The sequence below is a fragment of the Azospirillum agricola genome (assembly GCF_020005195.1).
Taxonomy (GTDB): Bacteria; Pseudomonadota; Alphaproteobacteria; order Azospirillales; family Azospirillaceae; genus Azospirillum; species Azospirillum agricola.
Map to the genome: position 1 here is coordinate 18347 of NZ_JAIFZR010000007.1, position 15226 is coordinate 33572.

At 71.3% G+C, this 15226-nt stretch carries 1 protein-coding gene; it reads right to left on the minus strand.

All coding sequences use genetic code 11. The annotated features are described in order from the left end of the window. Nucleotides 1-83: 83 nt before the first annotated feature. On the minus strand, nt 84-14888 hold the full coding sequence (locus tag JN22_RS30195) for an Ig-like domain-containing protein (RefSeq protein ID WP_085557629.1): 14805 nt from the start codon (nt 14886-14888) through the stop codon (nt 84-86). Nucleotides 14889-15226 lie beyond the last annotated feature (338 nt).

Genomic DNA, 15226 nt, shown 5'->3' on the forward strand with positions numbered 1-15226 from the left:
CGCGTCCCCAGGTCCGGGCGGGAAAAGGGAAGGGGCCGTCCGTTGCCGGAACGGCCCCTTCCCTTTTCCCGCCCCGGCCGCCGTCAGCTTAGCCAGAGACCGCTGTCGGCCGCCTTGATGACGCGGCCCTCGCGGGCGCCGTAATCCAGGAAGTGCGACAACGGATTGACGCCGGCCATCGCGACGTCCTGGTTTTCCGCCAGATAGGTGGTGGTGTCCATCCAGCTGGACGGCCGGCGCCCTTCCTTCCAGCCGAACGCCTCGTAGTGCTCGTAGCCGCTTTCGAAGGTGCCGGCCTGCAAGGCCGCCGCGACGTCGGCGTTGTTCTGGCGGTACCATTCCTCGTCGAACAGCGCGTTCGGATCGCGGCCCTCCTTGGCGCCATAGGTCAGGTAGTGTTGAAGGCCGCTGGCGAGTTCGCCCCGCTTCACCGCAGCGGCGACGTCCTGGTTCTGGGCAAGATAGAACTGCTCGTCCAGGGACACGGCCCCCAGCCTCTGCTCGGCGGCACCATAGGTTTGGTAATGTTGCAGGCCGCTGGTGAACGTGCCCTGGGCGACGGCCTGCGCCACGTCGGGGTTGTCGGCGAGGTAATCGCTCTCGAAGAACAGGCCCATACCGGATTTCGTGATCGGGGAGGTCGGCGCGTTGACCAGTTCCACACGGTCGTCGAAGCGCAGCAGCTCCATCTCCTCCAGGACGTCCACGCCGAGCGTCGCGCTGGTCATGGTCAGCGCCCCATAGGGCCCGCGGGTGAGAACCACGTCGGCGAAGTTCGCCTCGATGCGGGCGACGTCCACCCCCGAACCGCCAAGCAGCGTGTCGTTGCCCGTGCCGCCCTGGAGCCGGTCGTAGCCGAGTCCGCCGAACACGAGGTCGTCGCCGTCGTCGCCGTACAGCAGGTCGCGGCCTTCCCGGCTGCCGATGATGTCGTTGCCGCCGCCGCCGCGCAGCGTGTCGTCTTCGGCGCCCAGGATGATGGTCTGGCTGGCGTCGTCGCCGATCGCCACGTTGGAGCCGGCACCACCGCCCACCGTGACCGCACCGGTGATGAGGGCGTAGTCCACGTTTTGCAGGTTCACCACCGTGCCGGCCGGAAGATGGCGCGCGTCCAGCAGAACGGCGGAGGCCTGGCCGGCCGGAGCCAGGCCGGTGATGGTGATCGGCACGGCCGGCGCCACGCCCGAAGCCACCGTGGGCGTGACGCTGCGCAGCGTCACCGGGGCGCTGGAGGGCAGCACCTGGGTGAGGCCGGCGCTGGACACGGTCGAGCGCGCCAGCGGGGCGGCGCCCAGCAGGTTGGAGAAGGTCCCGGCCAGCTCGCCCAGCGTCAGGCCGGAGGTCGCGCCGCTGGCGGTCAGGCCCACGCCCACGGGCAAGCTGGCCTCCAGCAGGGGGTTGGCGGTGGTTCCGGCGAGCGGCACATCCGCCAGGCTGGTCTTGGCGTCCGTGTCGGTCCGGTTCTCCGTGATCGGAGCGATCACCACGGACTCCGTGGGGCGGCCCACGCTGTCCGTGCCCGTCGTCACCGTCAACTGCGCGCCGTCCACCACCGTCGTCGGTGCCGGCGGCGGCGGCGGCGGGGGAGACGGCGGCGCGGGCGTGGCGTTGATGATCGCCTGCCCGACGAGGCTGGCCATCTCGTTGCCCGCCTCGTCGGACAGGGCGCTGCCGGTGAGTGTCGGATCGTAGCTGAAGGTCACCACCTGCCCGACGGAGACGGCCGACGCCAGCGTCAGGGTCACGGTGCTGGTGCCCGTGCCGAAGGCGGCGATGATGGCGAGGGGCGCGCCATCGACCATGACGCTCATGCCGGTGGTCCGGTGGGGAGAGGCCGCGAGGCTCATCGCCTCGGCAAAGGTCAGGGTCAGCCGGTTTCCGTTGACGGAGGACGTCGCCAGCAACGTCGGCGCCACGGTGTCGACGGTCACGATGAGCGGGCTGGACGCGGAGGAGCTGTTGCCGGCCAGATCGAGGGCTGTCGCGCCCAGCGTGTGGGCTCCCTCGCTCAGCAGGCCCGCCGAGAGGCTCCAGGCGCCGGTCGTCGAGTCCGCCGTCACCGTGCCGAGGGAGACGGCCCCCTCGTACAGAACGACGGTGCTGCCCGCCTCCGCGGTGCCGGTGACCGTCGGGGTGGTGTTGCGGGTCCGCGTGCCCGCCTCATTGGCAAGGCCGAGGCCGGTCGGGGGCGCCGCGACCGTGTCGATGGTGACGACCAGCCCCGCCGAGGCCGCCGAGGTGTTTCCGGCGGCGTCGAAGGCCATGGCGGTGAGCGTGTGCACCGCGTCGGACAGGGTGGAGGCCGCGATGGTCCAGAGTCCGCCGCCTCCGGCCACGGCCGTTCCCACGGCGGTGGCACCGGCGTACAGCACGACCTTGTCTCCGGCGTCCGCCGTGCCGGTGATGGTCGGCGTGGCGACGTTGGTCAGGTTGTCGGTGCCGCTGGTGCCGCTGTCCGTCGTCAGGTCGAGGGCGCCGGGCGCCGTCGCGACGGTGTCGACGGTCACGATCAGCAGGCTGGACGCCGCCGAGGTGTTGCCGGCCGCGTCGACCGCGCGGACCGTCAGGCTGTGCGCCGCGTCGGACAAGGCCGAGGACGGGCTGACCGTCCACAAGCCGCTGCCGTCGACCGTGGCCGAGCCGACGAGCGTGGCGCCGTCGTACAGTTGCACCGTGCTGCCGGCCTCCGCCGTGCCGGTGATCGGCGGCCTGGCGTTGTTCGTCAGGGTGTCGTCGTCGTTGGCGAGATCGAGACCGGTCGGCGCGGTGGGCGCCGTGGTGTCGATGCTGAAGATGAAGGGCGCCGACAGCGGCGATTCGACCCCGTCGGGGTCCAGGGCCGTGGCGGTGAAGGTGTAGCTCGACCCGCCCAGGCTTCCGGTCGTGATCGACCAGAGACCGCTGCCGTCCGCCGTCCCGGTCCCGACGACGGTGATGAAGTCGTACAGCGTCACCACGCTGTCCGCCACCGCCGATCCGGTGATGGTCGGGGTCCGGAGGTTGGTCAGCCGGTCGCCCGCGACGCCGCTGTCGGACGCCGGAGCCAGCCCCATGCCCGTCGGAGCGGTGCTTTCCGGCGTGATGGTCAGCGTCAGGCCGCTGCTCGCGGACGACGTGTTGCCGGCCGCGTCCACGGCCTTGATGGTCATGATCTGGGAGCCGAGGCCCAGCGTCGAGGTGCCCCCCGACCAGTTCCCGGACGCGTCCGCGTCGGTCTCGCCGACCAGCGTGCCGTTGGCGTACAGCAGGATGTGCGCGTTCGCCTCGGCGCTGCCGGTCAGCACCGGCTGCCGGACGTTCGTCACGAGGTTGTCGAGACGGCCGCTGTTGCTGTCGGGGCTGAGCGCCGGGGCGCCGGGCGCCGACGGCGCGGTCGTGTCGATCGTGATCGCCAACCCCGACGCGGAGGTCGCCGTGTTCCCGGCCTTGTCGACCGTGGTGACCGAGAGCTGGCGCAGGCCGGTGTTCAACGTCGCCGAGGTGATCGTCCAGGCGCCGTTGGCATCGGCCGTCGTGGTGCCCACCGCGAGAACGCCGTCGTACAGCGTGACCACGCTGTCCGCCTCGACCATGCCGACGAGCGTCGGCGTGGTGTCGTTGGTGAGCAGGTCGTCGCGCGCGGCGCCCGTATCGGAATCCGGTGCCAGCAGCATCGAGCGGACGGGCGTCACGAGGTCGATGGTCACGAGCGGAGCACTGAACGCGCCCGCGGTGCTGTAGGCTCCGGGCGCCACGGCCGTCAGCGTGAGGTCGCCCACGCCCAGGTCGCTCGCCGTCAGGGTCCACAGGCCGTTGCTGTCGGCCGTCACCGACCCGAAGAAATTGATGCCCTCGCCGGCGAGGTTCACCCCCTCGTAGAGAGTGACGACGCTGTTGGCCTCGGCGCTTCCGCTCGCCCGCATGATCGAGCGGACGGCCGTCGTCAGGTCGATGGTCACGACCAGCCCGCCCGAAGCCTCGCTGGTGTTCCCGGCCACGTCGGTCGCTCGCGCGGTGAGCGTGTGCACGCCTTCCGTCAGGGCGCCGGCCGTCACCGACCACAGGCCGTCGCCGCCGGCGGTTCCGACCCCGACGAAGACGTCGCCGTCGTACAGCGTGATGACGCTGTTGGCCTCGGCGCTTCCGCGCACCGTCGGCGTGCTGTCTGAGGTCAGCCGGTCGCTGTTCGAGCGGCCGAGGTCGGAGTCCGGCGTCAGCTCCAGGGCGGTTGGAACGGCGGCCACCGTGTCGATCGTGACGACGAGGACGCCGCCGGCGCTGGTGTTGCCCGCGACGTCGATGGCGGTCGCCGTCAGCGAATGCGTGCCGTCGGCAAGGGTCGAGGCGACGCCGATGGACCAGATTCCGGAGCCGTCGGCGGTGGCGGTGCCGATGTTCAGGCCGCTTACGTCGTCGTGCAGTGTGACGACGCTGTTCGCCTCCGCCACGCCCAGAACCGTGGGGGTGGCGACGTTCGTGACGCGGTCGCTTGTCAGCGCGCCGCTGTCGGAGCCGGTGCCCAACCCCAGTCCCGAGGGCGTCGCCGAGGTCAGGTCGATGGTGATGACGAGCGGCGCGGAGGCCGCGCCGGTGTTGCCCGCCGCGTCCCGCGCGATGACGGTCAGGCTGTGCGCGCCCTCGCTCAGCGACGGCGAACTCATCGTCCAGGCGCCGGAACCGTCGGACGTCGTCGTATTGAGGAGCGTTGCGCCGTCGTACAGCGTGACCACGCTGCCCGCCTCCGCCGTGCCGGTCAGGACCGGCGTCGCGTCGTTGGTCACAAGATCGCCGGTCGAGCCGCTGTTGGAGCCCGCCGTCAGGACGAGCGACGAGGGCTGGGGCGCGGCGGTGTCGATGGTGACGAGCAGGGCGGCCGAGGCGGCGCTGGTGTTGCCGAACAGGTCGATGGTCGTCGCCGTCAGGGTGCGCTCGCCATCGGCAAGACCGATCGCCTGGACCGTCCAGTTGCCGTCGAGGCCCGCCGTCGACATGCCGACCAGGGCCGAGCCGTCGTACAGCATGACGGTGTTGGAGGCCCCGGCCGTGCCGCGGATCGTCGGCGACGCGACGTTGGTCAGGCGGTCGGTCGCGCTGCTGCCGGAATCGGTCGCCAGCTCCAGATTGCCCGGCGCGTCGGCCTGCGTGGCGATGGTGACGACCAGCGCGGCGGAGAGGCCGCTGGTGTTGTAAACGACATCCACGGCCCTGGCCGTGAAGCTGTGGGTGCCGTCGCCCAGCGTCGGCGTCGTGAAGGACCAGGCGCCGAGCCCGTTCGCCGTGACCGTCCCGATGGAGGCGCCGTTGTCGTAGAGCGTGACGGTGCTGCCGGCTTCGGCGGTGCCGGTGATGGTCGGCGTCGTGACGTTTGTCTTGTCGTCGGCCGTGCCCCGGCCGCTGTCCGACGCGGTGGCGAGATCGAGCCCGCCGGGCACGTCGGCGGTGAGGTCGATGGTCACCGTGACGCCGCCGACGCCGGGATTGCCCGCGTTGTCGAAGGAGGTGATCCCGAAATTGTAGACGCCCGCCGCGAGGGAGCCCGACGGCGTGAAGCTCCAGGCGCCGGTGGCGGCGTCCGCCACCACCGTTCCGAAGGCTTCGGCGGTCCCGCCGTTGAACGCGCTCGTGATGATGACGGTTTGGCCGGCACCCGCGCTCACCGTGCCCACCGTGCCGGTGAGCGTCGGCCGGGTGTCGGAGGTGATCCGGTCGCTGTTGGAGGAGCCGGTGTCCGAAGCCTGGGCAAGCTCGATCGACACATCGTCCGGCACGGTGTCGATGGTGAAGGTCAGCGCGGCGGACGCACCGCTGGTGTTGCCCGCCAAGTCGACCATCGTGGCGATCAGCGAATGCGCCGTTCCGGTGCCGCCCGTCAGGACGGAACTGGTGATCGACCAGACGCCCGCGCTGTCGGCGGTGGCGGTGCCGAGCACCGTCGTTCCCTCCAGCAGGGTGACGGTGCTCCCCGCCTCCGCCCGGCCGGTGATGGTCGGGGTGGTGGCGGAGGTCAGGTTGTCGCCGACGAGGCCGGTGTCGGAGACGGTGGCCAGGGCGAGGCCCGTCGGGGCCGCCGCCGTGGTGTCGATCGTGACCGTCAGCGGCGCGGAGGCGGCGCTGGTGTTGCCGGCCGGATCGAGCGCGACCGCCGACAGCGTGTGCGCGCCGTCGGCCAGCGACGGCGTGGTGACCGACCAGACGCCGCCGCCGTCGGCGGTCACGGTGCCGAGAGCCGTCGCGCCGTCGTACAGCGTGACGAGGCTGTTCGCCTCGGCCGTGCCGGTGATGGTCGGCGCGAAGACCGAGGTGATGCTGTCGGCCGTGGATCCGCTGTTCGAGCCGGCGCCGAGCGACGGGGTTCCCGGCGCGCCGGGTGCCGTGGTGTCCACGGTGATCGTCAGCGTCGCGGAGGCGGCGCTGGTGTTGCCGGCGGCATCGACCATGCGGGCCGACAGCGTGTGCGCGCCCGTGCCCAGCCCGCTGGCGGTGATCGTCCAGGCGCCCGAACCGTCGGCCGTGCCGGAGCCGACGAGGCTGGCGCCGTCGTAGAGCCGGACGAGGCCGTTCGCCTCGGCCGTGCCGACGAGGGTCGGCGAACCGGTGTTGATCAGCCGGTCCGTGCCGGAGACGCCGCTGTCGACGGCGAGCGACGGGGTTCCCGGCGCCGCCGCCGTGGTGTCGATGGTGATGACCAGCCCGGCGGAGGCCGCCGAACTGTTGCCGGCGGCATCGACCGCGCGGGCGGTGAGGGTCCGGGTGCCCGGAAGAAGGGTTCCGGTGGCGATCGACCAGACGCCCAGCCCGTTCACGGTGGTGGAGCCGAAGCTCGTGCCGCCGTCGTAGAGGGTGACGACGCTGCCCGCCTCGCCCGTGCCGGTGATCGTCGGGTTGACGATGTTGGTGATGCCGTCCGTGCTGGAGCTGCCGCTGTCGTAGGCGGCGCCCAGGACCGGCGTGCCGGGCGCGGCCTGGACGGTGTCGATGGTGACGGTCAGCGGCGAGCTGGCGGCGCTGGTGTTGCCGGCGTCGTCGACCGCCTTCGCCGTCAGCGTGTTCACGCCGTCGGCCAGCGACGCGGCGGTGATGGTCCAGGCCCCCGTGCCGTTGGCGGTCGCCGTGCCGACGGCCGTGGCGCCGCTGTAGAGCGTGACCGTGCTGTTGGCCTCGGCCGTGCCGGACAGGGTCGGGGCCGTGACGTTGGTGACCCGGTCGGTGTTCGACGACCCGCTGTCGGAAGCGGATGCGAGCGTGACGCCGGTCGGCGCGTTCGGCGCGACCGTGTCGATGGTGATCACGATCGCCGAGGACAGGGCGCTGGTGTTGCCGGCCGCGTCCGTGCCGCGCGCGGTCAGCGTGTGCGCGCCGTTGCCCATCTGGCTGCTGGTGATGGTCCACAGGCCGGCGCCGTCGGCGGTCGCCGTTCCGCGCAGCGTGCTGCCTTCGTAGAGCGAGACGAAGCCGCCGGCCTCCGTCGTGCCGGTGATGTCGGGCGTGGAGTCGTTCGTCTTGCGGTCGCCGGTGACCCCGCTGTCGCTCGCGGCCAACAGCTCCAGCGAGGGCACGTCCGCGACGATGTCGATCGTGACGACGAGGGCGGCGGAGGTCGAGCGGTTCCCGGCGCGGTCGGTCGCCTCGGCGGTCAGGCTGTGGCTGCCCGGCGCCAGCGAGGGGGACAGCAGCGACCAGCCGCCCAGGCTGTCGGCCAGGACGGTGCCGAACGCGGTCGCGCCGTTGTAGAGAACGACGGTGCTGTTCGCCTCGGCCGTGCCGCTCAGCGGCAGGATCTGGTGGTTGGTGAGGCGGTCGCTGTTCGAGACGCCGCTGTCGGACGCGGCGGCCATCAGCAGGCTGGGCTGCGGGGTGGTCAGGTCGATCGACAGGACGATGCCGCTCGACACCGTGGAGGTGTTGCCGGCCCGGTCGACGCTGAGCGCGGTCAGGGAATGCTCGCCCTGCGACAGGGCGTTCGTGGTCAGCGAGAAGGCGCCGTTCGCGCCGGCCGTCGCCGTGCCGACGCTGGTGTTTCCATCATACAGGGTGACGACGCTGAAGCTCTCGGCCGTGCCGACGATCGTCGGCGTGGCGAGCTTCGTCAGCCTGTCGCGGTCGGATTCCCCGGTGTCGTCCCCGGCCGCGAGGGCCAGATCCGACAGGATGAGGTTCTCGGTGTCGATGGTGATGATCAGCGGGGCGGAGGCCGCGGCGGTGCTGTTGCCGGCCAGGTCGGTGACGTGGGCGACCAGCGTGTGGGTGCCGTTGATCAGCGTGCCGGTGGTGACCGACCAGTTCCCCGAACCGTCGGCGGTTCCCGTGCCGACGAGCGCGGCGCCGGCGTAGAGCGTGATGACGCTGTGGGCCTCGGCGCTTCCGCTCACCGTGGGGGTGGTGATTCTGGTGAGCCGGTCGCCGGCCAGGCCGGTGTCGGAGCCGGCGGTCAGGCTGGGCGCCGACGAGGGCAGCACGGTGAGGTCGATGTTGAGGATGAGGGCCGCCGCCACGACCGCCGTGTTGCCGGCCGGATCCACGGCATGGGCCGACAGCGTGTACAGCCCCTCGCCCAGCGTCGGGCTGGCGACCGACCATTGGCCGAGGCTGTCCGCCGTCGCGTTGCCCAGGACGGTGGTGCCGTCGGGGTAGTAGAGCGTGACGACGCTGCCGGCCTCGGCGGTGCCGGTGATGACCGGCGCCGTCACCGCCGTGACGGCGTCGTTGCCGACGCGACCGCTGTCCGTCGCCGCCGTCAGGGCGAAGCCGCCCGGAGTCGGGGGCGTGGTGTCGATGGTCAGCAGAAGCTGGCCCGAGGCGCTGCTGGTGTTGCCCGCGTCGTCCACGGCCCGGACGGTCAGCGTGTTCACGCCGTCGGACAGGCTGCTGGCGGTGATCGTCCAGGCGCCCGACCCGTCGGCGGTGGCCGTTCCGACGCTGACGCCGCCCTTGTAGAGGTGGACGGTGCTGAGCGCCTCGGCCGTGCCGGTCACGGTCGGCGTGGCGTTGGAGGTGAGATTGTCGCCCGGCGCGCCGCTGTCCGACGCCGCCTCCAGCAGCGGGGCGGACGGCGCGTCGGGCGCCACGGCGTCGATCGTGATGATGAGCGGGGCCGAGGCGGCGGCCGTGGCGTTGCCGGCGGCGTCGACGACGCGCGCCGTCAGCGTGTGCAGGCCGTTGCTCAGCGGCGTCTCGATGGCGTAGACGCCCGCGCCGTCGGCCGTGCCCATCCCGACGAAATTGCCGCCGTCGTAGAGCGACACCACGGCGCCGCTCTCCACCGTGCCGGTGAAGGTGGGCGCGAGCAGCCGGGTCAGCCCGTCGCCCTGCGTGCCGGTGTCCGACGCGGTGGCCAGGACCGGCGCGCCGGGCGCCTCCACGGTCAGATCGACCGTCACCACCAGCGTGCCGGCGCCGCTCGATGTGTTGCCGCTGGGATCCACCGCGGTGGCGGTGAGGGTGTGCACGCCCTCGGCGAAGCCGCTTCCGGTGTAGGACCAGACGCCGGCGCCGTCCGCGACCAGGGTCGCCAGCGGCGTCAGGCTGCCGCCGTTGTTGTCGTAGAGGGTGACGGCGCTGTTCGCCTCGGCGGAACCGGTCAGCGACAGCGTCGTGGAATTGGTGAGGCGGTCCGTGGCGCTGTAGCCGGTGTCCGACGCCGCGGTCAGGGCCATGGCGCTCGGCGCCGGGGTGGACAGGTCGATGGTGACGGTCAGCGCCGCCGAGGCGGCCCCCGTGTTTCCGGCGACGTCGATGGCCCGCGCCGTCAGCGTGTGCGCGCCCTCGGCGAGCGGTCCCGTTGCGATCGTCCAGATCCCGCCGGTCGCCACCTGCGTGCCCAGGGCGGTGGCGCCGTCGTACAGGATGACGGTGGCGCCGGCTTCCGCCGTTCCGCTGATGGTCTGGGTGGCGATGTTGGTGACGTCGTCGCGGACGCCGCTGTCGTCGGCCGGGTCGATCGACAGCCCGCCCGGTGCGTCGGGGGCGGAGGCGTCGATGGTGACCGCGAAGACCGAGGAGGCGTTGCTGGTGTTGCCGACGATGTCCACGAGGCGCGCGGTCAGGCTGTGCGTGCCGTTGCCGAGCGCGGAGGTGGTCACCGACCAGCGGCCGTCGCCCGCCACGGTGGCGGTGCCGACAAGGTTGGAGCCGTTGTACAGCGAGACGATTCCGCCGGCCTCCGCCGTTCCCGTGACGGTCGGAGCCAGGACGCTGGTGATCGCGTCGCCCGCCAGACCCGTGTCGGATCCGCTGGCCAGGGCGAGGCCGGTCGGCGCGTCGGCCGTGCGGTCGATGGTGACGACGAGCCCGCCGGACGCGGCGCTGGTGTTGCCGGCGACGTCGACGGTCCGGGCGACGAGCGTGTGGACGCCGGCCGCCAGCGAGCCGGTGCCGAGCGCCCATGTCCCGCTGTCCGAGGCGGTCACCGTTCCCAGCGCCGTGGCCCCGTTGTCGCCGTACAGCGTGACGACGCTCCGCGCCTCGGCGGTGCCGGTGACGGTGACCGCCTCGAGGTTGGTGATGCGGTCGTTGCCGACCGAACCGCTGTCCGATCCGGCTTGCAGCGCCAGCGCCCCCGGCTGGTCGGGCGCCGTCGTGTCGATGGTGACCGTCAGCCTCGAGGAGGTGAGGACCGTCCCGTAGGCGTCGATCCTGGCCTGGAGCGTGTGGGTGCCGTCGGCCGCCAGCGTGCCGGTCGAGACGATGGTCCAGAGGCCGCTGCCATCGGCCGTGCCGCTGCCCATCAGCGTCAGCCCGCTGTAGAGGGAGACCGTGGCACCCGCGAGCGCGGTTCCCGTCAGGGTCGGCGAGGTCGCGTTGGTGATCCCGTCGCCGGTCACGCCGGAATCGGAGACGAGTTGCAGGCCGCCGGGCACGCCGATGCGCCCGGTCACGGTGAGCGACGTGGTCGTGACGGTTTCGTTGCCGGCCGCGTCCAGCGCGCGCGCGGTCATCGTGTAGGTGCCGCCGCCGAGTTCCGTCGTGGTGATCGACCACAGGCCGGTGTTGTCGACGGTCGCGACCCCGAGCACCGTCGCCCCGACGGAGGAGCCGTCGTACAGCGTCACGACGCTGTTGGCCTCGGCGGTCCCCGAAAGGATCGGGGTGAACTGGCCCGAAGGCCCGGCCGTGTCCGCCGTCGGCGTCGACAGCCCCGGCCCGGTCCGGTCGATGCTGATGACCAGCCCGGCGGACATCTGGCTGGTGTTGCCGGCGATGTCCACGGCAGAGGCGGTCAGGGTGTGGTCGCCCTCCCCGAGCCCGGTGATCGTGGCGGACCAGTGCCCCGAACCGTCGGCCGTCGCGGTGGCGGTCGAGCCGCCGCCGTACAGCGTGATCGTGGCGCCGGCCTCGGCCGTGCCCGTGATCGTCGGGGCCAGCGCGTTGGTCAAGGTGTCGGCCGTGCTGCCGCTGTTCGTGGCGCCGCTCAGCGCCAGACCGCTCGGGGTGGCCGAGGTCTGGTCGATCGTGATGGCGAAGGCGGCGGAGGCGGCGCCCGTGTTGCCGGCGGCGTCAACCGCCCGCGCGGTCAGCGTGTGGGCCCCCTCCCCCAGGCTGGAGGAGGTGACCGTCCAGACGCCGGTGGAGGCGTCCGCCGTGCCGATCCCGAGCAGGGTGGCGCCCTCGTACAGGCGCACGGTGCTGCCGGCCTCGGCCGTGCCCGTGATCACCGGGGTTCCCACACGGGTCCGGTTGTCGTTCGGCGTGCCGCTGTCCGAGCTCAGGAAGAGCGCGCCCGGCGCGTCCGGCGCCGTCAGGTCGATGGTGACCGCGAGGCCGCCGCTCGCCACGGAGGTGTTGCCGGCCGGATCGATGGCCTTGGCCGTCAGCGTGTGGACGGCGCCGGTCAGCGCGCTGGAGGTGACCGTCCAGCCGCCGTCGCTCCCCGCCGTGGTCTGGCCCAGCAGGGTCGAGCCTTCGTAGAGAAGGACGATGCTGGAGGCCTCGGCCGTTCCCGTGACCGAGGGTGTGGCGAGGTTCGTCCGCGAATCCCCGGTGACGCCGCTGTCCGAGGCCGCCGCCAGGGCCAGCCCGGTCGGGGCGGCGGCGCTGGTGTCCACCGTGACCGTGAAGGCGGCGGAGGGAAGGCTGGTGTTGCCCGCCGCATCGATGGCCTTGGCCGTCAGCGTGTGCGCGCCGACGGAGAGGCCGCTGGTGGCGATTTCCCAGTTGCCCTGGCCGTTGGCCGTCGCCGTGCCGAGCGCCACGGCGCCGTCGTAGAGCGTCACCACGCCGCCGGCCGCCGCCGTGCCGGCGACGGTGGGCGAGAGATTGTTGGTGAGGCCGTCGGTCGAGCTGCGGCCGCTGTCGGTGGCGGCGGTCAGCTTCAGGCCGCCCGGCGCGTCCGCCGTGCTGTCGATGGTGACGATCAGGCTGCCCACGCCGTCCCGCGTGTTGCCGGCCGCGTCGCGCGAGCGGGTGGAGAAGGTCCAGCTCCCGTCCGCCAGGGGGCTGCCAGCGGTCACGGTCCAGGCGCCGGACCCGTCGGCGGTGCCCGTTCCCACCACGCTGCCGGAGACCAGGAGGTCGATGACGCTGTTGGCCTCGGCCGTGCCGGTGAAGGTCGGCGTTCTGACGTTCGTCAGCCGGTCCGAGGAGGAGCTGCCGCTGTCCGACGCCGCCGTCAGCGACGGGGCGGAGGGGGCGACCGGAGGCGTGGTGTCGATGGTGACGATGAGCGGGGTCGAGGCGGTGCTGCCGTTCCCCGCCAGATCGACCGCGCGCGCGGTCAGCGTGTGCGCGCCTTCGGCCAGCGCGCCCAGCGTGATCCGCCAGACGCCGCTCCCGTCGGCGGTCGCGCTGCCGAGAAGGGTGCTGGAATCCTTGTACAGGCTGACGACGGCGTTGGCCTCCGCCGTGCCGCCGATGACCGGGGTGGTGACGGCGGTGAGGTTGTCGCCGAGGGTTCCGGTGTCGCTCGCCGCCGTCAGCGCCACGCCCGTGGGGGCCGCCGTCGTGGTGTCCACCGTGAACGCGAGGCCGGCCGAGGCCGCGCTGGTGTTGCCGGCGGTGTCCACCGCGCGGGCGGTCAGGGTGTGGCCGCCCTCGGGAACCACCGGTGCGGTGATCCACCAGGCGCCGGTGCCGCTGGCGGTCGTCGTTCCGACGCTCGCCCCGTCGAGGTACAGGGTGACCGTGCTTCCCGCCTCGGCCGTGCCCGTCACGGTCGGCGTCGCGACGTTGGTGACGCCGTCGGAGGCGGAGCGGCCGCTGTCCGACCCCGGCGCGTAGGACAGGGTCGGCGCGGTGGGCGCCGTCGTGTCGATGGTCAGCAGCAGCGGGCCCGACGCCGCGCTCTCCATGCCGGAGGCGACGGTCTTCGCCGTCATCGTCCAGGTGCCGTCGGCGAGCGCCGTGGTCGCCGTGACCGCCCATTGGCCGGATCCGTCGGCGGTCCCGCTGCCCAGCGCGGTGCCGTTGCCATAGAGGGTGACGACGCTGCCCGCCGCGGCCGTGCCGGTCAGGGTCGGCAGGGTCGCGTTCGTCCTGGAATCGCCAAGCGTGCCGCTGTCCGAACCGGCGCCGAGGCTGGGAGCCGAGGGCGCGGACAGCGCCATCGGGAAGACGAACAGCCGATCGGCGTTGCCGAGGTCAACGGCCTGACCGCCCACGAAGATGGTGTCGATCCCGGACACATAGACGGTGCCCGTGGTTTCGGTGAGCACCACCACGTCGTTGCCGGCGCCGCCGATCAGCGTCTCGACCGACGTCACCATCGTGGTCATGCCGCTGTTGGCGCTGGCGCCGGTCACGGACATGACGTCGTTGCCGGAGCCGCCGATCAGCGTTTCCAGATAGGCGACCTTGACCGTGTTGCCGCCGGCTCCCAGCAGCACCGTTTCATTGCCGGCCCTTCCGATGATCGTCTCGATCGCCCGGACGCTCATCGTGCTGTCGACGTTCCTCAACGCCATGAGCGCGTCTTCGCCGGCGGTGCCGATCACCGTCTCCAGCGCTTCCACCATCATGGTGCTGCCGGTGGTGATCCAGGCGATGGGAAGATCGCCGACGACGGGCGTTCCATCCCGCAGCGTCATGGTGACGACGTCGTTGCCGCTGCCGCCGATCAGGGTGTTGAGGCTGGCGACGGTGACGGTGGTGCCGACATCCAGCAGGACGGCGGCGCTGCGGCCGCCAACTCCGCCGACGATGGTTTCGACCGACGACACGGCAAGGGTGCCGGTTCCCGCCTTCATGTCGAGACTGCCGGTCTTGAAGGCCATCGCGGCGACATCGGCGGCGGCGCTGCCGATCAGCGTTTCGACATAGCCCACGCCGATGGTGCCGCCCCGGCTGTCGAGCCTGACGACGTCGCTGAACGTGGCGGTGCTGCTGCCGAGAAAGATCTCGATGCCGCTCACCTGGACGGTGTTGCTGCTGTTCGCGACGGTCGCGATGAGGTCCATGCCCGAGGAGGTGCCGATCAGCGTCTCCATCGACCCGACGGCGGTGGTGGTTCCCAAGGCGCCGGCGGCACCGAAATCGAGGACGTCCTTGCCGGCGCTGCCGATGATCGACTTCAGATAGCCCACCGACATCGTGTTGCCGGCGCTGCTCGTCAGGACGATCAGATGGGTGCCGGTGGTGGTGCCGATGAAGGTTTCAATCGACTCCACCGCCATGGTCGAGCCGATCGAGGTGCCCGTGACCCGGTCGTAGCCGCCGCTGCCGATCAACGTCTCCAGCGATCGAACGGTGATGGTGTTGCCGCCCGCCCCCCCCAGCGTGATGACGTCCTTGATGCCACTGGCCGGAGCGTTGACGCCACCGTTGATGTGGTCGAGGTTGGTGACCGTGGCGGTGATGCCCTGCGTTTGCAGCGTGACGCCACGCGTGCCAAGGCCCTTGATGCCGGACCAGGTCTCCCCCTTGGCGAAGATGTAGTCGGTTGCGCCCGCAGCAAGGGTCAGAGTTCCACCGGCAGCCATACCAATCCCCACTCAAGAGGCTTCCTAACAGGAAGCTTGACGATCATGGTCCCAGGGCATGGCCCTCGCACCGAAGATCCGCCCATCGAAACAACCCTAAGGCGATTGCTTCAAAAAAAGGCAGGTCATGATCACTTAGGGGAATGGTTTCAAGAAAGTCCAAAAACAAAATCAAACGATTTGTGACGGCACTCGTAATTAATGAATTATTAACCATGATAAATCAAAGGCTGAATTCGTCCAAATCTACAAGCATGCATTAATATTTATGAATTCCGCAAAATACCTTGAATACTTGTTGGCTCTCCACAGAAACCAACATGATAATTAACCTTATC